Consider the following 24,434-nt stretch of genomic DNA (forward strand, 5'->3'; position numbering starts at 1 on the left):
ATTTTAGAACGGTAACTACAGGGACATGCTGAGTTTCTTTGGTCATTGGTATATCGTCTTTACGACAAAATAACCGTGGCCAACTTCTGTTTTAAAATTCACGGTTTTGCTTAAAGAGTACTGTGCGTATACCCCCTAGTAACTGCTACAATAGCGCGTGATATCTATAGCCTTTGGGCTGAACGTGGTGATCACCACAGATTAATTTTCCGCTAAACTCAACACCATTATGAAGTAGGTTACCTTTGCGTTCGAAACCCACCCCAGTTATTACCTCGGCGAGTACGAAGCAGCAGTCCACCAAGCAAGCAAATAGTACTCAACATGACGCAGCCGACTGTAGCATTGCATTGAGCTGGTTTGGCCGCTGGTTTTCAGGGCAACGAGGCTCGGTTGTCTTTAATTCACAAGGTATTACCTTACCTGATGGAAATGCGGTTAGCCGCCAAGCGAATGGCCAGTCTTTATCGTGGCAGCAACTGGACTCGCCACCCCAGTTCGAGTGGCGCTGGTTGGGGGTTACGATGATCATTAGGGCAAAAGGTGTCGTTTACGAAAACCACTTTTTGGGTTATCGCAGCACCGCACGGTGCGCCAAGCAAGTTCAGCGATTATGGGCGGCGTATCATCAACATACGTTGCTCACGTTAGTGGGCAAAATTGAGCAGACGATTGAAACGCGCTATTTGCGCCAGTCTCGGCTAACTGCAATCAAGGGGCGAGTGGCTAGAGAATATAAGCGTTGGTTGCCATGGGGCGAAAACGCAGTCGTAAGCGAAGAGGTTAAAACGGCTTTGCGTAAACTTACCGCTATGCACTGCTGGAATGATGAGGCGCTAGAAAGTATTCGGCAAAACTTTATAAACACGCAACTTGTCCGTTACGGCGATTATTTTGATCAGGTGGAATCAAATCCGTTAACGGATAAACAGCGCCGTGCGTGCGTGATAGATGACGATAATAATCTGTTGTTAGCCGGTGCCGGTACAGGTAAAACCAGTGTTATGGTCGGGCGGGCTGGTTATTTACTGGCAAGTGGGCAAGCCGAGCCACAGGAAATATTATTGCTAGCCTACGGTAAAATAGCCGCCAGTGAAATGGACGAACGTATCAAAGCTAAACTGGGCATTGATAATATTAAAGCCAGCACCTTTCATAGCTTGGGCCTGAAAATTATCGCCGAGGTAGAAGGGCGAAAACCCAGCATGTCTGCCTGGGTGAATGACGAAAAAGCCAAAAATGTATGGATACAAAGCATCCTTGAAACTTTGCTTAACGAGCCAACTTATCGTCAGCAGTTATTTGAATACTTTAGCCACTATTATTACGTGCAAAAGAGCCCTTTTGATTTTGTTACCCAAGGGGAGTATTACGCTTACCTAACCGACAATGATATTCGCACGTTCAAAGGGCAGCGTGTTAAGAGCTTTGGTGAATTATATATTGCTAATTGGTTGTTCAGAAACGGCATTGAATATTGCTATGAAGCTAAATATGAATTCGATGTAGCCAGTACTGATTTTCGCCAATATCAGCCTGACTTTTATTTACCTGAATACGGCGTTTATATCGAGTATTACGGCATTGATGAAAAGGGTAATACGGCCGACTATATCGATAAAGATGCTTATCACGCAGCAATGTGTTGGAAGCGCCAATTACACCAGAGCAACGGCACCACTTGTATTGAACTGTTTTACCACCAACATGTTTTAGGCCAGTTGATACCCGAGCTTGAGCGTGCGTTGCAAGCCTATGAAGTGGTGTATTCACCCTTACCCGATGAAGCCATACTCGCCACTTTGCACGAATTAAACAGGATCACCGAACTGGCATCATTATTCGGCCAATTAATTGGCGTGTACAAAGGGGCATGTCTGGACGAGCAGGGTCTTAAAAAGCGGATTGCCAATGCAACTGATAGTGAACAAATACGCATGGCATTAACTTTACTCAACCCGGTTTACAACCGCTACCAGCAGCATTTGTCGAGAAATAGCGAGATTGATTTTGAAGATATGATCGCCAAGGCTCTAACATACGTTCAGCAAAAGCAATACGTACCCACGTGGCGCTATATTATGGTGGATGAATTTCAAGATATTTCAGAGCCGCGTGCACGCTTAGTGCGCGCCCTGCGAGATGCTAGCGGCCAGAACACAACGTATCCTGCATCACTTTTTTGTGTAGGGGATGATTGGCAAGCTATTTACCGCTTTAGCGGTGCAGATGTCAGTTTAACAACCCACTTTACACAATATTTTGGTGCAACCACTGGGAGCGTGTTAGATGTGACGTTTCGTTTTAATAACCAAATCGCAGAGGTCGCTACCGCGTTTGTGAGCCAAAATCCAGGCCAAATCAATAAAAACATTCGCTCACTGGTACAGGTTTCCGAGCCGGCTGTATCGATATTACGCCGAGGCGCGCAGCAAGGCCCTACGTCCCAAGAGCCAAGCTCAGATGCGCTGTCCCAAGCGTTGGCAGCTATCACTAAGCGGATTAACGAGAACACGCAGCCCGCGCAGGCTGAGTTTGAACCCAACCCTGTTAGTCATCACCTCAAACCGACCGTGTATTTGTTGGCGCGTTTCTGGTTTCAATTGCCGGACGCATCAGCCTTACGAGTATTGAATGCCCAGTTTCCAAGCATGCATATTAGCTGTTTAACCTTTCATGCCGCTAAAGGCAAGGAAGCGGATTATGGGGTGATCATGGGTATGACCAAAGGAAAAAATGGGTTTCCGTCCAGCAAAGTGACTCCGCCATTGCTTGATGCTTTGTTACCTCAGGCTGAAGTCTACCCGTTTGCAGAAGAACGACGATTGTTTTATGTTGCGCTTACCCGAGCCAAACATAGGGTGTACGTGTTAGCGGATATGACCAATGCGAGTGCATTTGTGGTGGAGCTGACTGAACAAGCCAGTCAAGCCAACGTGGGCAATGGGACGGGCGGAGTAGAATTAGCGGAATTCACATGCTCGTTGGTGCAGCGCTTATTCGCTGACATTAACTGTGCAAGTTGTGAAACTGGGATCCTGAATGAGAAATTAGGAAAATTTGGCACCTTTTATGGTTGTTCTCACTTTCCTATTTGTGACCATACGGAGCCGAGTTGTGCGCAATGTCAAAGCCCCATGACGCGTACTCGTTATATGGGTTTTAAAGTGTGCTTGGATATAAGTTGTGGACATAGTGTGCCGCTGTGCCCTGAGTGTGATGGCGACATGCAATTGCGTAAAAGTGCCCGAGGGGCATTTTGGGGCTGCGTCAATTATCGCGGCAAAGAGCAACCCAGTTGCCAACATACTGTAGACCAAAATGCGCTGCGTTTGCCGGCTGATTGTGTGGAATAAACCCGAGATTTGCTAATAGTAGAAAAAATAGTGGCTAAACGTCGCTTTAAGATAGCGAATGTATAAATATGATTTTAGGCAAAACGAATCTACGGTAAGTCATAAAAAAGGAGCCCGTGGGCTCCTTTTTTTTATTCACTGCGCTTGCTCAGTCACCGTTAGGGTGGGGCTAGCCAGATCGCTGGCATCTAAGGTGAACACCCATTCGGCGCTATTGAATAAATTGATAAACAGGTTATCGCCAGAGTCTGGGTAAAGGGTGATGGTAGTGGCCAGTGCGACATCTATATCGGCCCCCAAATTTAAGCCCCCGCTACCGCCCCAATCTTGATCGGCAATTTTAAAGTTATAGCCACCAGCATCCAGTGTAAACCCCCCTTGATATATACCGTTACCTTCATAGTTTAGTGGCGAAGTAGTGCCCCAGCCGTTCATGTCGCCTCTTAATAATGGCACATGATTGCCATAGGGGGGCGGCACCGCATTAGGATCATCAGGAATAATTGTTAATGTGGGATTAGCGCTATTGGCAGCATCTAATACAAAATGATAGTTACCATCAGCAATTAAGCTCAAGCTTAAATTATTGGCTCCGTTACTTAGGATTGCTGACTCTGCGACAGGTACGGTAAATTCTCCACCTATATTGACCGCGGCAAAGTCTAGATCGGCAATTTTGAATTGATAATCTCTTTGTAATAGGTTTGTATCCACCGCATAGGTGTCGTTACCTTGGTAACCAAAGGGTAAGGACGTGTCCCACTCATTAAATTCACCCCGTAAATAGATAGGTTGTTCGCCGTAAGGGGGCAACGCAGATAACCCATACCCTTGTGCGCCATTTTGTATTTTAATAAAAACAGCCGTGGTTAGCGCCGGTACGTTAAAGGTGCCGCTGCTAAACGTTGCGCTTTGTAGTGTGGTATCAGCGGATTGCTGTTGGCTTTGATGTAATGCAAACCCGTTGGCGTTAGGCACCGTAAAAGATTGCGCCGAAGCACTGCCATTGATAAGCACAACGATGGCGTCATTGTTACTGTCTATATCATCTAAGCCAATACCATCGTCAAGACTCATTACAATCAGGCCTTGGATTTGCTGACTGCCGGTATTATAAAATTTAATGCGCTGGGCGATATCCTCGGCGCTGTTTAATCGAAACAACTTACTGGCACTGCGAATATGCAGAAACTCTTTAAACAATGCAGCTGAGAGCTCAACGTCTGTGGTGGTAAAGTCACTATTTGGGTTGGCACTAACCTCACTAATGGTGGCCCAATTGTTCTGATTGTCTTGAGCTAGCGGTAAGCCTTTATTCCAGTTGTTGGTTTCGAAAGTGAAATCAACTTGATTAAACCAGTCGCCTGCGTCATAGGTATTGCGGTCCATGGATTTAGAACGAATGAAATCTGAGCCCATGTGTAAAAAAGGAATACCTTGGCTTAACAAAGGGATAGACAGAGCCACGTTTTGAATACGGACTCGGTCTTGTATTGTTAAATCAGCAGGCAAAGCGTATTGCAGTTTGTCCCACAAGGTTTCGTTATCGTGTTTCGATATGTAGTTGATAGTATCAGCGGGATCATCACTGTAACCCGCTGGTTGTCCGTTCCATTGGTAATCGTAGGTCGATATATAAGCATCGCTAGCGGCCACGAACTGATAACTGGCTACATTACCCACCAAACCAACACGGATGACGTCTTGCTGGTTAATACTGCCGCCAGTAAATAAGGCACCATCACGCACCGCATCGCGTTGACGATCTGAATAGGTCCCAATCTCGCTGCTAGCCATATTCAGTTGTGACGCTTGTTCAAAGCGACGGTTATCAGCGACTTCACCAAAGTTCCAGCCTTCACCATAAAAGTAGGTGTCTGCATCTACGGCGCGCACAGCTTCACGCGCATCCATAATCGCTTGTTTAGGAATATGCCCCATCAAGTCAAAACGAAAGCCGTCAAAGCCAAAATGCTCAGCAAAACTAACCAATGAATCATTCATCAATTTCGCCATCATTTTGTGTTCGGTGGCGGTGTTTTCGCAGCAGGTGGAGTTTTCAATTTGGCCACTGGTTTCGTTTAAACGGTGGTAATAGCCAGGTACGACTTTGTCTAGCACTGAATTATCATACAGGCCAGATGAAGCGGCGTGGTTATATACTACATCAAGCACCACTCGTAGGCCGATTTGATGCAAAGATTGGTTCATGGCCCGCATTTCAATGATACGGCTAACCCCATCTGGATCCGTTGCATAGCTGCCCTCAGGTGCAGCGAAGTGCTGAGGATCATAACCCCAGTTAAACCCGTCCATAGCGCGCATAGATTCTACGAGTGCTTGAGCATCGGTAGTTGAGGGGGCGTAACTTTGCAGCACCTGTAAGAGGGTATCTTGGTCGTTTTGCACCCCACAAACGGGCGCCGCGCTATAAAGTTGGCATAATTTAGCAACCGTGTCGGTTAAATCTACCCGTTGGTTGATATCTTCTTCGACTGAGGAAATATCATTGGCAGGCAATACATGAAAGTGGGTTAACCCCGCCGCCTGTAAACTTTGCAAGTGTTGCATGGGCACAGAGTTGAGTTCAGTAAAGGCTAGATACTTTCCCCGATGAGCTGCACTAGTGCTTTGATCGAGAATACTGAAATCGCGAATATGTCCTTCATAGATAATCGCATCTTCTGGGTCAATGATAGTGGGTACTGTGTGCGCGTCCCAGTTAGTGGGTTTCAAGTCTTCGTCGAGCAAATCAACAAACTGACTATAACGGCCGTTAGTAGACAAACTAACGGAGTAGGGGTCAGTAACGGCTAATTGTTCATTCTGTTGGGTAAGTGGGTGATAAACCGTTATATCGTACTGATAAAACTGACGATCAAGCGCTGCTCTAGCCCCACTGTATGACCAAACACCACTTTGCGTATTGAAGGTCATAGCATGAGTGGCAATAGCTTGCTTACGACTGTTGTAAACCACTAAATTGATGGCCGTGGCAGTGGGCGACCAAAGCGCTGTGGTAATGGTGCTACTGGTATAGGTTACACCAAGCTCTGCTTCATCTGCGTCATGTGCCCCATTGGTATAAAGACTATCTATTAGTCTTGGGATCTGAACTCGGGTCGCCTCGATCATTTCGCCCTGCGCATCGAATGCTACGGCAAGTAGTTGCTGTTTGGCCCATTGCCTTGCTTGGGCATCGGTGAGGTTTAAGGTAAAGCCACTAAAGCCGTTTAGTTGTGTGTCTTGTGCATATATTGCTGAGTCCACATTCGCCATGATTAAGGGAGTAAAGCTAGCGTTGGCTAAACTGTCAGTATTGACATTGGATAAAGCGGCATCGGCTGATGTATATAAGCGATATTCGGCGGCGTTACTAGAAGTGAGCCACACTAAGGCATTCGGGGTCACCCAGTGTGCCTTAGCGCCATCAATGGCAAAAGGGCGAGACTCAATAGGCTCATACCAAAGCTCTGGGTAGCCATCAAACACAAATGCTTGCTGACCATTGCCTGGTTCAAAACGACTGTTACTGTTACCCAAAGCTTTGTTGTCACCGTTATGCACAATAACGTTATAACAGGATGCACCAGGGGTAATGGTCAGAATATAATAGGCGCCGTATATAGGGTGTTCGCCATCAATTGGGTAGGGATCGGCCCAATTGGCAAAGTGGCTATCATCAGTGGTTGGTGCGCCATAATCGCCACAGCCTTCACCATTCCAAAGGTGTAATCCCCAACCTTGGTAATTAGCATCTTCGCGCTTATAAAATAAAGCGATTTGATTATCCGCTAATGTAAGGTCTGTGCTTGGGGGTAGGTCTGCTTGTAATCGCATGTCCATGGCGAGTGCGGCGCGGGTTAAGCTAAGTTTAACCGTGAACTTGTGGGATGCGCCAGGAGCGAGTTCATTGATGTTTAAGACAATAAAAGGTGCATCGTTTTGCGTACCTTGGCTGTTCATAATGTTATGACTACTGGCATCGAACAGCACACGCATAGGACCACTGATATCATTCCCTGTATTCGTCAGGGTAACTATGGCGCTGTATTGGCGATTAACGCGATCATAAACGGGTCGCGATGCGTAACTAAAATTACTGCTGTCGGTATTTTGCCAAGCAGCATCGGCCAAAGGCGCTAAAAGCAGCATCAATAATACATTTATACGAATAAGTAGTTTCATGTTAGATAGTCCGGTTAGATTGTTTGCGTCGTATAAACAACGCTGTAGCGCCAAGTAATATCAACGCCACCATAGGGGGAGCAGTCACATTTGTAGGGACAGATCTAAGAGCCACATTGTCGATCAATAACGTTGATGAAAATGAGTCTGGGGTGAATCCGCCCTCTAGGTTGAAATCTAAATACCAACCTGACTGATTAATGAAGCTATTATCGAGCATGATCGAATAGGTACCCGAGCCGTAGGTGCTGGTGGGCCCGAGCAAAAATCCAGGGCTAGCATCAGCGTCGGTTATATCACCGAGATTATTAGTGAAGTTGACAAAAAATACGTCGGCTAAGTCTGAATCATCATCAAGACCGCTAAATAGCCAGTCAAAACTGAGCCATAATTGGGCATTACTCTGAGCAGTAAAATCCATTTTGGTTGATAAGGTATTGGCAAAAAATGCACTGGCACCACTTGCCAAATTGATACTGATTTCCCCTTGGCACGCCCCAGCATTATTCACCATAGCGAAATCAGCACTGGGGCTGGTATGACTTACCCCATCGGTATATCTTTCCCAGTCGGTAAAGTCGCAACTTTGAAAGTCGCCATTGGTCACCAATGCAGACTGAGCGCTAGTAGCAAGTAATAAGCACAATAATGGTAATATTTTTGGAGTGGTTTTCAATGGTCGGCCTCTTTGGGTAAAAGTGATAACGCACTTGCGCAACAAAATATTGACAAGTGGTTTACATAAAACTTTAATTGAAAAAAAACTTATGACCATAGAATTTGACCCAAAAAACCATGAATACGTATGCAGTGAAAATATGATAATGATTTATTAAGTAGTCGATTTTGCTGTTATAGATGACAAATTAACGCGTTATTTGCGTTGATGATTACACCCTTAGGGAAGGATCTGATTTCGTGGGCAATTACCTTTAAACAAGCCTAGTGACAAACAAGTTTCCCATACATTTTTTTGAACATATCGAGCGGACGTGTAACGTTCATACTGAAAGACCAAGTAAACACTATCCCTTGATGCATTTGACTTGCTATGATCCTATGCTTGATTTTAAGTATTAAAAACGAATAATTCAGAGGGGTCGTGTGACTATAATCGAACGTAAAGAAATAAAGCAACGAATGAGCCGGGTTGTAATACACCAAGGTACGGTCTACCTGTGTGGGCAAGTGGCGGCCGATGCCAGTAAAGGCATCGAAGAACAAACACAGACCATGTTGGACAAGGTTGATGCGTTGCTACTGAGTGCGAATAGCTCTCGAGAGCACATGTTGTCAGCGACTATTTATATTAAAGACATGGCCGATTTTGCAGGGATGAATTCGGTCTGGGATGCTTGGGTACCCGAGGGACAAGCACCTGCAAGAGCTTGCGTTCAAGCTGCTATGGCGAGACCTGAACTTTTGGTCGAAATTTCAGTAGTTGCAGCGCAAAAGTAAAATATCATGCTAGCGACTTTTTTCCTGAAAGTCGCAAAGAATTTCGCCAAAAATAGAACGTCAATCTGCACTAATTTTAGCCCTTAAAGTCTTTTTGCCACCAAAGCGCTGACATAGGATGAATTCACCTTCTTTTGGTGTTAATTTATTGTTAAATAACAACAAGTCAAAAGATGAACAATGCAAAACCTACCTTTTGTGCACGAACCTTGGTATTTATTAACCGTCGCGTTAGGCGCTGTAGTAGCCCTTTTATTGTTGATTGTACGTCTGCGCTTGCATGCGTTTATTGCCCTTTCTTTGGTCAGTTTAGTGACTGCACTGATAGCTGGCATTTCAGTGACGAACGTAGTGCCTACTTTAATGAGCAGTTTTGGTGGGACATTGGCATCAGTTGCCTTGCTTGTAGGGCTAGGAGCGATGATCGGCAAACTCCTAGAAGTTTCAGGAGGAGCACAGGTACTCGCGGATAATTTAGTTAATCGCTTTGGGTCTGACAAAGCCCCGCTTGCATTAGGCATTGCTTCTTTGTGCTTTGGGTTTCCGATATTCTTTGATGCTGGTTTAATTGTGATGATGCCGATTATTTTCAGCGTAGCACGTCGTTTCAATGGGTCAGTATTAACCTATGCGTTACCTGCCGCTGGAGCGTTTGCCGTTATGCACGCGTTTGTTCCCCCTCATCCAGGACCTGTGGCGGCGGCTGGATTTTTGGGGGCTGATATCAGTTTATTGTTGTTGGTCGGTTTGATTATCGCAATTCCAACCTGGTATTTGGGCGCTTATCTGTACGGTCAATATGCGGGTAAACACTTTAATATACCTTTGCACTCTTTGTTCAGTTCAAATACAGATAATCCTTCTAGTGAGCAGACGGCTTTACCCAGTTTTTCTAGCGTTATTTTGATTTTGCTACTGCCGGTATTTTTAATTTTTATGGATACGGGGTTAAATACATTAATAGCAGCCAATGTGATTGCAGGGGACAGTTCAGTGGTGCATATCCTGCGCTTATTGGGCAAAACACCGGTGGCATTATTGATTACGCTTTTAGTCAGTATCACCATTTTCAGTCGTCGTTACGGTATGGACAAAATAGAGTCTTGGTGCGGTGATTCTTTAGCCCCTATTTGCGGGGTGATTTTGGTCACTGGGGCTGGTGGTATGTTTGGTGGTGTGCTGCGCGCCAGTGGAATTGGCGATGCACTTGCTGGACTATTGGCTGATACTGGCATGCCGCTGATAGTCGCGGGTTTTATCATTTCTGCTAGTTTACGTGTAGCGCAAGGCTCCGCTACTGTTGCATTGACGACGACTGCTGCGTTATTAGCCCCCATGGTTGCTGTTACCACAGATTTGTCGGCGGTTGACCTGTGCTGTTTGGTTATTTCAATTGCGGGTGGCGCAACGGTACTCTCACATTTTAATGATTCAGGCTTTTGGTTAGTGAGTCGCTTACTCAACATGGACGAAAAAACCACCTTACGAACCTGGACCGTAATGGAAACATTACTGGGTAGTATCGCCTTTATTTTTGCCTTAACACTGAGCTGGATTTTCTAACGCATATATAAAAACAGCAGCCTAAGCTGCTGTTTTATAACACGCGATTAAAGGTTTATTTTATTGCTCGTGCGTTAAATTACTTAGAACGCTTCGACTTCAGCAAGCATTTGGCTGAAGTCAGCTAGGTCTACTTCTAGGTATTCGCCGCCGTCACGCCATTCAATGCCGATGACAACGTTATCTTCAGCTAAATCTTCAATCCAAAATTCTAACCAGTCAGATACGGTAATGGCTTTAGGTACGTAATCGGCCCATTCGTCAATGCAGTGCTCTTTCGCTAATTCAGCATTGGACCAAAGAGGCATGACGTCTGTTTCTTCAAAGTTAATGGAATCTAAAATCACCCAGCCTTCACTGGTTTTGTCCTGCAATGCCCACAAGATTTGGGTGTTTTTTACTTGGGCCATAAAATCGGCTGAATCGATATGGGTATCTGTCATGATGAGCTCTGTGTGGCTGGTTTGTGGCGCCATGATACGGAGTAAATAAGCCACTCACAACGGCTGATTGAAGATTCTCCTCAAAGCCTCTATAACATTAGGCTTTAGGGATCAGTCAGGGGGATTTTGAGCTTATTTAGTAGAGAGGGATCCTTAAGCAAATACTCATGTAAGACTCAAGCGGTTAATTTGATATCGGTATGCTGACAGGCTTTTTCAAAGCGTTGTTTGACCATTGCAGGCTGAGTCATCGTATGCCGTGCCTTGAACGCTTTGTATAAGCCAAATAGAAACCAACTGTTCGCAGGAAAATGTCTAGGTCGTGCTGTTAAATCTTATTCAACTGCGTGCAAATCTGCTGGCGCGGCGTGCGGCGCTCGGCGCTCGGCCGTGACAGTGCACACATTAGATCGGTGTATTTCATTGTTAACATTCATTGTTGTACTGCGCTAGGTGTCATTGCGATGCCAATCATCTCGGCAGAAATGACTCAATGTGTGGGGACACATGACTAGATATTGCGAGCTGATGACTTAGGGCGACCAGTATTCTATGTACTTATTACGTGCCAAATGATCTGCAGTTGTTTTGGTGTAATGACCAAGCCATGAGATTAGTCTTCAGTGGAGTCATAAGTGCAAAATGCCCTGGTGGTAATGAACATCATTGCTTTGCGCCACTTCTAATCACGTGGACATAGGGGAGCCTTGGGTTTATTCTACTTATATCCCAAGGTGTAAAAAATAACGATTGTAGTTCCATTTTGTTATAAGTTTGTTAGTGGTATGTATACTTCACTGTAAATGCATTATAGATAGGCTAAGTATGGATTCGATTTTACTGATTATTTTTATTTCATTGGCTATAGCCAGTGTGTTGAACATAGTGCTGAAAAAGTTTTCGGTGTCGCACATTATCGGCTACATCATTACCGGTACAATTATCAGTAATATTTTCCATTTTAACGACAGTGAAAAATTGCACTCTTTGGATCTAATTGGTGAATTTGGCATAGTGTTTTTAATGTTCACCATTGGCCTTGAGCTGTCGTTTAATAAATTGAAAAAAATGAAAGAGTTGGTCTTCTTTAATGGATTTGTGCAAGTTGCGGGTAGTGCCTTGTTTATTTTTGCCATCGCCTATTACCTTTTTTCTCAGACCATCACCGCATCTGTCATTATCGCGTTGTCGTTCAGTTTATCGTCAACCGCTATCGTTCTGAGTTACCTTAAAAAGTCCAAAGATGTCGTTACCCCTTACGGTGAAAAGTCGGTGGCGATCCTTATTTTTCAAGATTTAGCGGTTATTCCTATATTACTATTGATTAGTTTTTTGGCTAACAGTGAGTTGTCGATGGGTGATGTACTTTTAAACACGTTACTCTCAGCGACACTGGTGATCTTATTTATGTTCACATTGGGCAAAAAACTGATCGAGTGGTTACTGCATTTTTCAACCAATGCGAAGTTAGAAGAACTGTTTTTAGGCTCCGTTTTAACCATAGTGATTGGTGCTTCGATATTGGCTCATGAAATGGGTTTCACATACTCGTTAGGAGCTTTTATCGCAGGTATGATCATCGCTGAAACTAACTTTCATGTGAAAGTCGAATCGGATATAGCATCATACAAAGATATATTGCTTGGTGCGTTCTTTTTCTCTATTGGTACCAAAATAGATATTGCTTATTTTTACCAAGAGTTTTTCTGGGTGATGATCGTTTTGGCATTAGCTATGTTGGTTAAAGGATTGTTTATCTTTGCGCTGATCCGCCGCAAGTCGAATAAAAGTGATGCGGTTAAAACGGCTATAGCCCTTTGTCAGATAGGTGAGTTTTCCTTTGCTATTTTCTCTCTCGCTATCAGTGAAAACATTATTTCCTATGAGCTGGGTAGTTTCTTAATTTTGGTGACTGTGTTATCGATGATCGTTACCCCCTTTATGGTTAACAATATCTACAAACTTGCTTCTTACTTTGTCGTCGAGTTTTTCGAGTCAGATAAAATCACCCCCATCGATGCACATCATCATACGGTTATTTGCGGCTTCGCTATCGTGGGGCGCATAGTTGCGAAAGAGCTAACGGAGAAGGGGATACCTTTCGTCATTATTTCTGACAACTTACAACATGTATTGCTCGCCCGAGAGCGGGGCTATATGGCATATTTTGGCCATTTGGATAAACGCCCAGTGCTTGAATCGTTGAAGATAGAGCAATCCACCAGCGTGATTTTAACGGTGAAGTCTTTGGTCAGTAAAAAGATCATTTGCAAGGCAGTATTAGATTACTTCCCGGGTGCGAAGGTGATTGTGAAGATAAATAGTTTAGAAGAGAAAAAGGCGTTAGATGGGTTAGGCATTAATGCATTCGTGCATGCTGATCGTGAAACTGCGCGTCTATTGGTCAAAAAGAGTATAGCCTTAGATAACAGTGGCAATCGGGATGAATTTGAAGCGTCAAGTGATACCGTATCTGGCTGATAGATTACGTTTACTCAGGTGTTTTACTGATTGAAGTATAAGCAATTGGAATAAATGTTTATGAACTGTTTTATTTTTAATCTAGTGAGGCGGGTGATATTTCTTTACATAGGTGTCGTAAAATAGTTACCATAAGGAGTCGAATTAATTAACCGCTTTCTTTAGGCTTTATATTTATGGATTTACACAGTAGTGAATTGCCTGTTATTTTAAGAAACCTCCGAAAAGAGGCGGGCTACACGCAGGGGGAACTCGCGCTGCGCGTAGGGTTAAGTAGAGAAACGGTTTCTGCCATCGAAAACAATAAGCCTGAATCTTTACGCACGCTACAAATTGAAGTTGTTAAAAAGTGGTGGTCTGTTTGTCGTAGTAAAGCCAAAGAAGAAACCCGCAACAATTTCGTTAATCAAATCGTAGGCTACTTTAAATTTATCACCGATAGACTCTAGTGTTCTTTAGCTCGACCCGCATACCCAAATTCATTGGTTCTGTTCTATTTGTTTGCGCCGGATTTTTAACTTACGGCGACAGTCTGTTATTTGAAAAAATCTATCTTGCGTTACTAGGCTTTGTTGCTGTGTTATTCATTCGCGACATAAATATAGTCAGTATTATTGTTATATCTGCTGCTGCGAATTTATCATCCGAAATTTTGTATCCTCTTGTTATCAGTGAGCATTTCCAACTTATATTGAAGCTGCTTACCTATTTAGCTGTCTGTTATACCCTGTATAAAGTTTCTGAAGATAGTATGCGTTTGCCGACGGTAATTGTTGTGGGTTTATGTTTAACCACAGAGTGCTATTGGTACTTGACGAGTCAAGAAGCGCCAATGATTTTTTGGTACGTATTATTACTTACGATAAATCTTTGGGTACGCCATTTCTTATTCGCTCGCGTGTTCATTATGGCGAAATATTTCCCAACCCAATATCGTTCACTGAACTTAGATCACACTTTGTATCAATTAGTTTTCTTCTACATTTTACTGCACCAACTCGTTTTAGTGGAGTATATATTACGCCGTGTATTTGATGTATCAAGCACACACATTTACTATGCTGCACCTTATATCTTCCATGGTCTAACAACTTATTCTGCGCTTTTGGTTTTAATCCAAGGCTACATTCTGATATCAAAAAACTGGTTTAAAGCCTAGTCGTTTAATTCTATAAAACGATTTTTTTTCACGTTCATTTTAACCTTCTATGTGACATTGCCGATATATCCTTGATAATCACTTTGGTGGAAATTCGTCCATCATAAATTTGTTATTAGGATATATATCATGAAAAAATTCACTCTTGCTGCCACTTCTGTATTATTTCTTCTCGCTTCTAGCTCTGCTTTCGCAATAGGAACAGGTGGCAAAATGGTTCCTCCTAGCTTTATTGGTACCGGTGGCAAAATGGTTCCTCCTAGTATTATTGGTACGGGCGGTAAAATGGTTCCCCCTAGTATTATCGGTACTGGCGGTAAAATGGTTCCCCCTAGTCTTATCGGAACTGGCGGTAAAATGGTTCCCCCTAGTCTTATCGGAACAGGTGGTAAAATGGTTCCTCCCTCACAGCTATAACTTCAAAAATCCAGTAAGTCTTAGTTTTACTGGGGTAAAGATATGCCGTACGAAACGCCTCAATCGCTGTGATTAGGCGTTTTCTTTTGCTTATTAATTAACGGTAACTTTTAAAATTAATCCGATAATACATATTAAATAAGAATTATTCGTATTAAATGTTGACGCTGTGAATTAAATTGATATAGTTGACTATATCAACTAGTTAATTTGGAGTAGTTATGAAACCTAAAGCGCGATTAGTTAAAATTATTCGTATTGAATCTTTGTCACCTCATTTGCGGCGCATTGTTTTTTCCTCAGATGAGCTCGCAAATTTCCCAGTCGCTCAAGATGGGGCGCACGTCAAAGTGCTGTTGCCACATGGAGGGGAACACTTACCTCAGTTGGCATTTGATGGGCCAACACCGGCTATTAAACGCTCGTATACTATACGAAGCTTCGATAGCGAAAGCCGCGAATTGACTATCGACTTCGTCATTAATCTTCATGAAGGCCCGGCCACAAATTGGGCAAAGAGTGCCAAGATCGGGGACTATGCTGGTATAGCAGGCCCGGGTCCGAAAAAGTTAACGGATTTTAGCCAAGACAATTATTTAATGATTGGCGACATTACCTCAGTTAACGCTGTGAATGGTTTTGCAAAGTTTATGCGCCCTGAAGCGACGGTAAATTCAATTATAACAGTGCCTACACGGGCTGACATAATTCATATGGACGCGGGTAAGCATTTGCAAATCACCTGGCATATTGAAGATGAAACGACACAATCGTTAGTAGATATAGTAAAAGAAATTGCGCAAGATATGCCCAAAACAAGCCATATTTTTTTCGGGTTAGAAGCGCGAAGCGTACGAGAAATTAAAAGCCTGTTGTTGCACGATCTTGAATTTGATCGGCTTAAGCTTTTCTCTTCGGGATACTGGAAAAAGGGTGTCGATGCTGACAAGTTCAACCGCCAGAAACAGCAGAATCCTTTGTAAACCTTGTTGACGTTTCAACTTTCAGAACGTGATATCAAAAACCACCTGCGAAAGGTGGTTTTTATGATTTTACTTATATTTCTAGTGCCTAGAAAGGCCCTTATTTACCTGATATTAAAAGGCATATAGTGCACCAACATAAACCGCTCTAGGCTGCCCACCAAAATAGCGATAAGAGCCAAACGCGTAGTCAGCGCGGCTGGCGTATTTCTCGTCAGCGATGTTTTCCAATTTAACATTCAGGCTTAACCGCTCATTTACTTGCCATTGTCCGCGCACATTTAATAAGTCATGCCCCGCATATTCATGGGCATTCGCCGGATCAAGATAATAACTGCTAATGTGCTGCCACTCTAATTCGAGATCGATGTCACTAGTGGGTTGCCAGTTAAGTCTAGCATTGCCTTGCTGTCGAGGCGCGGTGTCGATATCGTTGCCTTTCACTACGCCGCTACTGGCTCGATTGAAATCATATTTATGCTCAGCATAGGCGTAATTAGCTGATAAACTCAGGTTAGCGAGAAGCTGATAAATGGCATTGAGTTCGATGCCTTTGTGGGTTGTTTCGCCATCGGTTACATTTAATCCGTCGTCATCTCTAAAGAAGAAATTATCTTTTTGCATATTATAAACGGTTACTTGCAGTTGCAGGTTTGTATAGGCACCTCTGATCCCAGCTTCGATACTAGTGATTTCTTCCGAATCTATGGTGCCGATACTTTGTTGATTCTGCAGACGATATAAGTCGGTAGTTTGCGGTGCTCTAAAGCCATTAGCCCAATTGGCAAAAATCGATAAGTTATCGTTTAAACGATAATTCGTGCCTACTTTAGCACTGGTATTGTTGAATCTATCGTGGCGATCGCTAGGACGTTGATATAAGCAATCAACAGCTTGTGCATTACTGTTGATACACGATGAACCGTCAGCTTTCGTTGTACCATCAGCGATTAAATTGTCGTAGCGGTATTCAGTGCTATCGAAACGTAAGTTGCTGCTAAAGCTAAGCGCTTGGTTATATTGCCAATTTAGCTGAATAAATGGCGAGATAGTTGTGGCGTCAACGTCATAATCAAAGTGTACGCCTTGCTGACGAGCCTTACCAAAACTAAACATATCAGCTTGTTGTTGGGTTTCGGTTAATTCTCCTTGAGTCCAGTCAATATCGGCACCGACGACCAATGAGAGAGCGTCATTGACTTGCCATTGATAATCAGTGTTAACACCTAGGCTGTGGTGACTATTTTCTTCAATAGCTCGGGAAGGCAGGTAATGCTGGCGAAACTCCATGCTGTTGCTACGAAAATATGGGGTAATGTTGATTTGTTCGTCTGCACTTAGTTGATAGCTGACGTGACTAGCACCGCGAATAGACGACCATTGCCTGTAGGCGTCGGTATCACAGTTCTTTTCCATGGCCGAGCGGTCTTTATATAAAGCGTCGGGGGCATAATTTGAATTAAAACAACCTTCACCATTGTCTCCTGAAGCAATAAAGCCCGCGGTATTTTGCGCAAGATCAAAGCCCGACAAGGTGCTACTAACGGTAAATTTGTTGCGCTGGTAATCATGACGCAATCCCAATTTGCTTGATGTATAGCTACTGTCATCCTGATAGCCCCCATCATCAATGATTTGCAAGTTTAGGCCTATTTTTTGTTGAGCAGAACTTTGATTGTCAACTTGTCCAACCGCACCATCGAATTGCACACGGTCATTAGGACCAAAGGTAATGCCAATATCGGCGCCATCTCGTGGCGTCAAGCTGAGCACATTGACCACACCATGCACGGCATTTGAGCCGTAAACTGCGCTGCTCGGGCCTTCAATAATTTCAATAGCATCCGCTTGAGCAAAGTTAAGCTCGGCTAAGGCATTATTATTAGCAAAGCCTGCTGCTCTTGTCGCTACACTATCTTGCATAAATAAGAAGGCGCCAGCGGCACCTGGACCGGTTAAGATTGGTGAGCGCAGAGAGGGCAGGTTTTCAACACCGTTATTGGCTTGTACATACACGCCACTGGCACGATTAAGTATGTCACTGGCAAGCGCTGCATTGACGCGTTCGATATCGTCTTCGTCTATGCGGTTAATATTGCTATCAAGCGCCATAAGGTTGGTTTTTTGATGAGAGCCACTAACGACGATAACTTCAATAGGTGACTGTTCGGCCAATACAAACGTACTTTGTATTGCGATGGTTAGTATGGCGATTGGGAATATAGCAAGACGCATTTACATGAATACCTTTAGGAAAATATAGCACAGGCAGTCATTCTACCTGATATCAATAAAACCTTAAACTTACCAGTAGCTTAGGAAAAAATATTAGGTGTAATTTGTGATGTAGCGATAATGCGCTATTAAGGCTTAATTTTATATTTTGCAATGACTTGCGACTTTGCCATGCAACTGCAAAATAACAGCTATATGCCTTTTTCAGGGGATACGTTGACGTCTATTGGTGACGTCATACTGAGATGAACATCTTGCTGAGGAAAGGCGATTTCAACACCTGCCTCTCTAAAGGATTTTTCAATTCTCATATGTAATTCATGGGTTACCATGGCGCGATCGACGACGGCCCGGGCAAATACTCGTAGCTCAAAATCTAAGCTGCTGGCGCCGAATGCTAAAAATAGCGCCGCTGGAGCAGGATCATCAAATACGTTATCACTTTTATTGGCGACATCGATTAATAATGAAACAACTTTTTCAGTATCGCTACCATAAGCGACGCCCACAGGGATAACAATTCGCGTAACGGGATCGGAGAGTGTCCAATTGACGAAGTCTTGGGTAATAAAGGTTTTGTTGGGGATAATAAGTTCTTTTCGATCCCAATCGCTCACTGTAGTTGCGCGGATACGAATGCGGGTTACAGTGCCACTGTGACCGGCGATAGTGATAGTATCGCCAAGCCGGATAGGGCGCTCAAATAAAATCACTATCCCTGATACAAAGTTAGCGACAATTTCTTGTAATCCAAACCCTAACCCAACTCCCAATGCGGCGATAAGCCATTGCAGTTTTGACCATTGTGCGCCGAGGATATTGACAGAAACGATTATGCCTATGATCACAATACTGTACTTAAGCATGGTAGTGATGGCATAACTAGTGCCGGGTGATAAGCTAAGGCGACCCAGAACGGTCATTTCGAGTAGCCCAGGTAAGTTGCGTACACCAATGAAACTTACAACCAAGATAATCAGACTTATTAAACAGTTCCATAGGGTGATCTGCTGCGCCTCAACGTTGGGTTCATCACTACTTATTTCCCACATGACGATGTCATCAAGCGAATATGCTATGGGAGAAATGTCTTGCCATACCACTGATAAGGCACCGATTAAAACCAGCCAAATGACCAGTCGTATAACCGCTTTGGTTTGATTAGTGATGGTATGTCGGTCGAGTTCCTGACTATCAATAATTTCAGGTACACCTTCACCGGATTGTTCAGCGGCTTCTTGTTGGGCATTGGCAGCTATGATGGCGGCGCGTTTAGCACGGATTTTTTCAAGGGCGATGCGCCTAGCATTGACTGATATAGCACGTTCAGCTGTGTAGTAAACTAATAGCGCGACAGTGCATAATACGGTAGTTTCTAATAGCAATACCAGTACGCGCTGTGCACTGTATTGATAACCAATAGCGGATAACACTATAAGACCAGCCGGTATTAAAATTAATAATGAATATAGAAAATATGAAAAGCGCTTTGACGTATGCACTGATGCCCTATAGCGATAGTAGGCGTTACGCGTAACTCTTGTGCCTGCTATGGCGAGGGAAGTACAAAGTATTATCAGCGCAAATTGGCCTAGGTCTTCCCGAATCTCTACACTGGCCTGGTTGTTTAGCAATGTCATGATGATACCTACAGGAATGAACACCGCTATGAGTAGACGATTGTTCTTCCTTAGTAACGCCAGGTTTGATTCGCTCCATTTAAAATGTACTTCTCCTAAACCATCTTTGCGGACTAGTTGTAGCATGAATTCTAGAAATATCATCATCAATCCGCCAACAAAAAAGGCGTTACTTAGGCTGTTGGCAAACCCCATGTTTGCATCACATAAAAGTGCTAAACCAAATAAAACTAATGTAGGTGGTAAGGACAATCCAAAGGTGATGGCTAACGCTTCTAAAGTAAGTTTAAATTCATCACTTTGTACTCTGCCGACATTAGGGGCGATATCACTTAAGCGTTGCTTCAGACGTTTGCGCAGCAGCAGTGCTAATATGAGCAAAACGAATAAGGCTACAAGCGCTAGTGTGCTGTGTTCAATATTAGCTTTTATGGCTTCTAATACATTCTGCCAATGCGCCATGCGCAGTAACCATGCTGCTGAATCACCTGCAGCGGTGACAGTGGATAAATCAAACGGGGTGGCGCTGGGTATCCAAAATAAATTGCTTTCTAGCAAATCGCTGTAGGTTTGCGTACGTTGAGTTAAGTGACGTAGTTTATCGAGTAAAACCGATAACACATCCACGTGTTGCGTATAGGCTGCGCTAAGTTGTGAAATCAGCTCACGGCGCTGACTTACCAAATTGTTTGCCGCATCGTGCCAGCGTTGATTGTCGTTATCAATTTGCTGCATTATTGCGTCTATATCTGGGATATCAAACGGGGCTCGGCGCTGATTGATACTAAACATAGCAACACGATTATCGACTAAAGACGTTTCAGTTAGACCGATCAAGTCCCGACCATCTACAAAACGCGATGCTTGTTCCCACTCATCTCTGAGTGCGTTTCCGAATACAGCGGATGATTCGTAAATTTCCAGTTCCAATAAACGATTAAGGGAGGAGAATTTGTTGTTTAAATCGGATATTTGAATTTGGATGTCACTTAATTCTTGACTGGTTTTGTCGTGCTGCTCAGCTAACACGGCCGAGCTTTTGGCTAACTCCTCATTATGCTGGGCTATTGCTTGTAAAACCTGAGGTGCGTTTGCGAGGGACGCTGTGGTCGCTTCAAGCCGGGCGAGCAAAGATGCGTTTACTTTTTCATCTAATTGATTTTGCAATGCTGTCATTTCGTTAAGCATTTGCACTGTGGCGTCTAGTTTTTTTTCTTCCAATGCGACTTGGGCTTCGATTATAGCCAAATGGGAGGGGCGATAGGCCAGTCGCTGTTTAAGGGCACCAATTTTTGCCTGCAGCATTCTGCGCTGAGCCGTCTGTGCGATATTTTCAGCCAGTTTTGCTGGATTGCTATCTTCATCGGTGCTGAGGTTGTTATTGGTCGCGTCTATGGCAGTTTGGGTTTCGCTAATAATTTGACGTAACAGTAATCGACGTTCGTCATCGAGGGTGGCCTTTAACTCTGACAATCGAGCACGACCACTGGTTACGTCGCCTTCTGTATTGGTGACTTCAATGAGTAGTTTTTTTAGACTTATAGAGGGACTGGGCACTGTTGGTGGTGAAAAAGACCCTAAGCGATTTTCCAAATCTGCGAGATTCTTTGCAGCATCTTCTATTGCTTTATTGTACGTATTCGTTTGATCTTCAAACTGTTCGGTGGCACGTATATTATCGATGGCTTGCTGGTAAGATTTTTCAATTTGAGCTTTTTCTGTATCGGAAATATCAACGGCATCTGACAAGGTTTTCAATCGCTGCTGTATCTCTTCAACCTCAGGCAGTAAATGCTCATCCGCAAACACGTAAAAGTTAACCATTAAGCCTATGACTAGCAGATATTTACCGAGGACGCTAAACAACGATTTTCTGGATGGTGGGTTACTTGGCATACTAATCCTACGGGTTGAGACAGCACATCATACCTTAGTTGCTGTGCGCGCGTCTTGTGCCGGAGGCACTGAAAATAAGCGACGATATTCGCGGCTAAATTGAGATGCGCTGGTGTAACCGACTTCGTATGCAGCAGTGGTCGCGTTATGATGTTCAAAGAGCATTTTTCGTTTTGCCGCATGCAAACGGATGGTTTTAATATATTGGATAGGTGAGGTATTGGTTGCGGCTTTAAAATGTTGGTAAAACGAAGACTCACTCATATTGGCCTTGTTGGCCAATGCCGTTATACCCATATTTGAAGCATAGTGTCGGTTGATATACTGCAAGACATTGGCGATTTGGTATTGTTGCCTGTCTTGGCTGGCAAAGCTTCTTAGTAGGGCACCGTGCTCAGCATCTAACACGTGATATATCAATTCTTTTAGGGCCAGTTGCCCCAGTATATTGGCTTTGGTTTTTGAATGTGCACAGCTGAGTAATCTTGATAGGGTGCTTTGTATCTCGTCATTAATTTCACTGACGTAAATTCCTCTTGCCGTGCTGCTGTTATTTAACATTTCTAAGGAAGTCGATGTCCGCCGAGGTTCAGGGGGCATCTGCACCAGTAGTTCATTGACCAGTTGGGCATCTAAACTGATGCGGGCGGCTAAATATGGCGTATCTGTGCTGGCTTCTAACACCTGTCCCTCTAATGGCAAAGGTACACAACTGACCAAATAGTGCATGGCGTCATACTGATAACGCTCTTTTCCTAAAAATGTCGCTTTAGCACCTAGCAGCACCATATAGATACTCGGTTGGTATATCACCGGTATTGGCGACGGCATCGAGCTGTTTCGGCGAAATAAACTAAGGTGAGGAATGCTTGTACTAAAGTCACCCTCATGGGGTGCCAGCTCTAACACTTTTTCAATTAACCCACTCATACCTGCCACCTTAGGTTATATTTTATTTTTTGATAGCGTTAGTATGCCATGTAGCGGATAAGACGAAAGGTGCTGGGTGGATGATTGTAGGATTAGGCAAACTTTTCACGGTATTACCCAACTTAACTACGCTTATTCAGCGCTAGTATCTTAACTTGTCTTTTTTTACACCATTGAACGAGGTAATAGTATGCAAAAACGTCAATTAGGTAATCATGGGTTAACCGTTTCTAGTGTGGGTTTAGGTTGTATGGGAATGTCTGAATTTTATGGCGCACATAACCAACAAGACTCATTTTCTACTTTGCATCAAGCCATTGATAGCGGTGTCACATTTTGGGATACGTCGGATATTTATGGGCCAAAAACTAATGAATTATTACTAGGCGATTTCTTCAAGCAAAATGATATCGCACGAAGCGCTGTTACCTTAGCTACTAAATTCGGCATTATGCGCGATGACAAAGGTAACTTCCTTGGTTTTAATGGGCGTCCTGAATATGTAAAACAAGCTTGTGATGCCAGTTTGCAACGACTGGGAATAGAATGCATCGATTTGTATTACCAGCATCGGATGGATCCAAATGTGCCAATCGAAGACACTGTGGGAGCCATGGCCGACTTAGTGCAAGCCGGTAAGGTACGTTATTTAGGTTTATCTGAAGCAGGTAGTGAAACGCTCAAACGAGCTTGTGCGGTGCATCCAATCTCTGCATTGCAAAGTGAGTATTCTTTGTGGAGTCGCGATATCGAAAACGACATTCTACCAACTTGCAATTTACTCGGTGTGGGTTTGGTTGCTTACAGTCCATTGGGTCGAGGCTTTTTAACCGGCACAATCAAGTCGCGAAGCGACCTCGAAGTAGGCGATTGGCGGTTGAATAATCCGCGATTTTCAGAACAAAATTTTGCAGATAACTTGTTGCTGGTAGAAGAAATAAAGCGTATTTCCGCTTCATTAGATTGCACACCCGCCCAACTCGCCTTGGCATGGATTGCACATCAGGCAGATAATTATGTATCAATTCCGGGTACGCGTAACCCTGCTAGAATAATAGAAAATGCAAAAGCCATGGACCTGATGATATCAACTAAACAGTGGGCAGATATTGTAAAGCGAATAGCAAAGCATGAAGTACAAGGACTGCGATACCCAGCGGAATCCATGGCGGTATTGGGCCGTTAGTCATTCACTTTTGGCTGCAGGTTATCTGCAATAAGTCTTGCGGTTTCTTCAAATTGGCATATTTGAGCAGGCGTTAGACCTTGCGTTATTTGCTCGTTTATTTTTGCCTTAGTTGTGTGCATTTTGTTCATTAAGCTTTGACCATTTTTGGTTAGGCTTAGTATTTGACTGCGCTTATCATCTGCATGAGCGCATTTTTGGATTAAATTAGCGCTGACCAATTCTTTGACGATACGTGCGACTTGGGCTTTATCACGGGCAAGCTCGCTAACGATAAAATTGGCGGTACAGGCGGGTGATTTAGCGATAACTGCCAGGCTGCGGATATGTATAGCACCTATACCAAGTTCACTGGCGTTAATGGCACTGCGGATTGCAACCCGATAGCGCTCGGAAATAATGATAACCTGCTCGATAAACTGAGACTGCATATTAGGGGCTCCAATAAATACTTTAGATGATTATATCAACAAAATAATTACCCTAGCTAATATCTTAT

16 protein-coding genes are annotated in these 24,434 nt (G+C 43.7%); 9 read left to right on the forward strand and 7 right to left on the reverse strand.

The features are described 5' to 3' along the window. Positions 1 to 269 precede the first annotated feature (269 nt). Complete coding sequence (locus GQR89_RS09555) at positions 270 to 3,356, forward strand: UvrD-helicase domain-containing protein (protein ID WP_370461071.1); 3,087 nt, start codon at positions 270 to 272, stop codon at positions 3,354 to 3,356. A gap of 135 nt (positions 3,357 to 3,491) precedes the next feature. Here the strand turns inward: GQR89_RS09555 and GQR89_RS09560 are convergent, their stop codons facing one another. Together GQR89_RS09560 and GQR89_RS09565 are read right to left on the reverse strand one after the other, a co-directional pair. Next, positions 3,492 to 7,544 (reverse strand): alpha-1,6-glucosidase domain-containing protein, encoded by a 4,053-nt coding sequence (locus tag GQR89_RS09560; RefSeq protein ID WP_158769836.1) that lies wholly within the window; start codon positions 7,542 to 7,544, stop codon positions 3,492 to 3,494. A gap of 1 nt (position 7,545) precedes the next feature. Continuing rightward, positions 7,546 to 8,220, reverse strand: a complete 675-nt coding sequence (locus GQR89_RS09565; protein WP_158769837.1) for a hypothetical protein — start codon at positions 8,218 to 8,220, stop codon at positions 7,546 to 7,548. A 428-nt stretch (positions 8,221 to 8,648) separates the two neighbouring features. Here GQR89_RS09565 and GQR89_RS09570 point away from each other — a divergent pair, with 428 nt between their 5' ends. Both GQR89_RS09570 and GQR89_RS09575 read left to right on the forward strand, forming a co-directional pair. Next, on the forward strand, positions 8,649 to 9,002 hold the full coding sequence (locus GQR89_RS09570) for a RidA family protein (protein WP_199271400.1): 354 nt from the start codon (positions 8,649 to 8,651) through the stop codon (positions 9,000 to 9,002). Positions 9,003 to 9,182: 180 nt separating this feature from the next. Then, the gene (locus GQR89_RS09575; protein ID WP_158769838.1) at positions 9,183 to 10,565 is read left to right on the forward strand and encodes a GntP family permease; all 1,383 of its coding nucleotides are present in this window, start codon (positions 9,183 to 9,185) and stop codon (positions 10,563 to 10,565) included. An 83-nt stretch (positions 10,566 to 10,648) separates the two neighbouring features. On the opposite strand, the gene GQR89_RS09580 is transcribed toward GQR89_RS09575, so the two are convergent. Next, positions 10,649 to 11,008 carry a DUF2750 domain-containing protein gene (locus tag GQR89_RS09580; protein WP_233269134.1) on the reverse strand — a complete coding sequence of 120 codons (360 nt, stop codon included), beginning with the start codon at positions 11,006 to 11,008 and terminating at the stop codon, positions 10,649 to 10,651. 825 nt (positions 11,009 to 11,833) lie between these two features. Between GQR89_RS09580 and GQR89_RS09585 the strand changes: the two genes are divergently transcribed. The 5 genes from GQR89_RS09585 to GQR89_RS09605 all read left to right on the forward strand — a co-directional run bounded on the left by GQR89_RS09585 (position 11,834) and on the right by GQR89_RS09605 (position 16,048). After that, entirely contained in the window at positions 11,834 to 13,489 is a 1,656-nt protein-coding gene (locus GQR89_RS09585) for a cation:proton antiporter (protein WP_158769839.1), read from the forward strand. Between the two features lie 176 nt (positions 13,490 to 13,665). Then, complete coding sequence (locus GQR89_RS09590; RefSeq protein WP_158769840.1) at positions 13,666 to 13,938, forward strand: helix-turn-helix transcriptional regulator; 273 nt, start codon at positions 13,666 to 13,668, stop codon at positions 13,936 to 13,938. Continuing rightward, positions 13,938 to 14,648 (forward strand): hypothetical protein, encoded by a 711-nt coding sequence (locus GQR89_RS09595; RefSeq protein WP_158769841.1) that lies wholly within the window; start codon positions 13,938 to 13,940, stop codon positions 14,646 to 14,648. Before GQR89_RS09590 ends, GQR89_RS09595 begins: the two co-directional genes overlap by 1 nt. 129 nt (positions 14,649 to 14,777) lie before the next feature. Next, positions 14,778 to 15,065: a hypothetical protein gene (locus GQR89_RS09600; RefSeq protein ID WP_158769842.1), complete on the forward strand. Its 288-nt coding sequence runs from the start codon at positions 14,778 to 14,780 to the stop codon at positions 15,063 to 15,065. A 221-nt stretch (positions 15,066 to 15,286) separates the two neighbouring features. Beyond that, positions 15,287 to 16,048: a siderophore-interacting protein gene (locus tag GQR89_RS09605; RefSeq protein ID WP_158769843.1), complete on the forward strand. Its 762-nt coding sequence runs from the start codon at positions 15,287 to 15,289 to the stop codon at positions 16,046 to 16,048. A 114-nt stretch (positions 16,049 to 16,162) separates the two neighbouring features. On the opposite strand, the gene GQR89_RS09610 is transcribed toward GQR89_RS09605, so the two are convergent. The 3 genes from GQR89_RS09610 to GQR89_RS09620 all read right to left on the reverse strand — a co-directional run bounded on the left by GQR89_RS09610 (position 16,163) and on the right by GQR89_RS09620 (position 22,749). Beyond that, positions 16,163 to 18,283, reverse strand: coding sequence for a TonB-dependent receptor (locus GQR89_RS09610; protein WP_158769844.1), 2,121 nt, complete (start codon positions 18,281 to 18,283; stop codon positions 16,163 to 16,165). Between the two features lie 191 nt (positions 18,284 to 18,474). After that, positions 18,475 to 21,747, reverse strand: a complete 3,273-nt coding sequence (locus tag GQR89_RS09615) for a mechanosensitive ion channel domain-containing protein (protein WP_370461072.1) — start codon at positions 21,745 to 21,747, stop codon at positions 18,475 to 18,477. Between the two features lie 99 nt (positions 21,748 to 21,846). Then, complete coding sequence (locus tag GQR89_RS09620; protein WP_158769846.1) at positions 21,847 to 22,749, reverse strand: AraC family transcriptional regulator; 903 nt, start codon at positions 22,747 to 22,749, stop codon at positions 21,847 to 21,849. 190 nt (positions 22,750 to 22,939) lie between these two features. Here GQR89_RS09620 and GQR89_RS09625 point away from each other — a divergent pair, with 190 nt between their 5' ends. After that, the gene (locus tag GQR89_RS09625) at positions 22,940 to 23,935 is read left to right on the forward strand and encodes an aldo/keto reductase (RefSeq protein WP_158769847.1); all 996 of its coding nucleotides are present in this window, start codon (positions 22,940 to 22,942) and stop codon (positions 23,933 to 23,935) included. Here the strand turns inward: GQR89_RS09625 and GQR89_RS09630 are convergent. Further along, positions 23,932 to 24,366: a MarR family winged helix-turn-helix transcriptional regulator gene (locus GQR89_RS09630; protein ID WP_158769848.1), complete on the reverse strand. Its 435-nt coding sequence runs from the start codon at positions 24,364 to 24,366 to the stop codon at positions 23,932 to 23,934. The two genes, GQR89_RS09625 and GQR89_RS09630, sit on opposite strands and share 4 nt — an antisense overlap. Positions 24,367 to 24,434 lie beyond the last annotated feature (68 nt).

The sequence above is a fragment of the Paraglaciecola sp. L1A13 genome, from assembly GCF_009796745.1.
Taxonomy (GTDB): Bacteria; Pseudomonadota; Gammaproteobacteria; order Enterobacterales; family Alteromonadaceae; genus Paraglaciecola.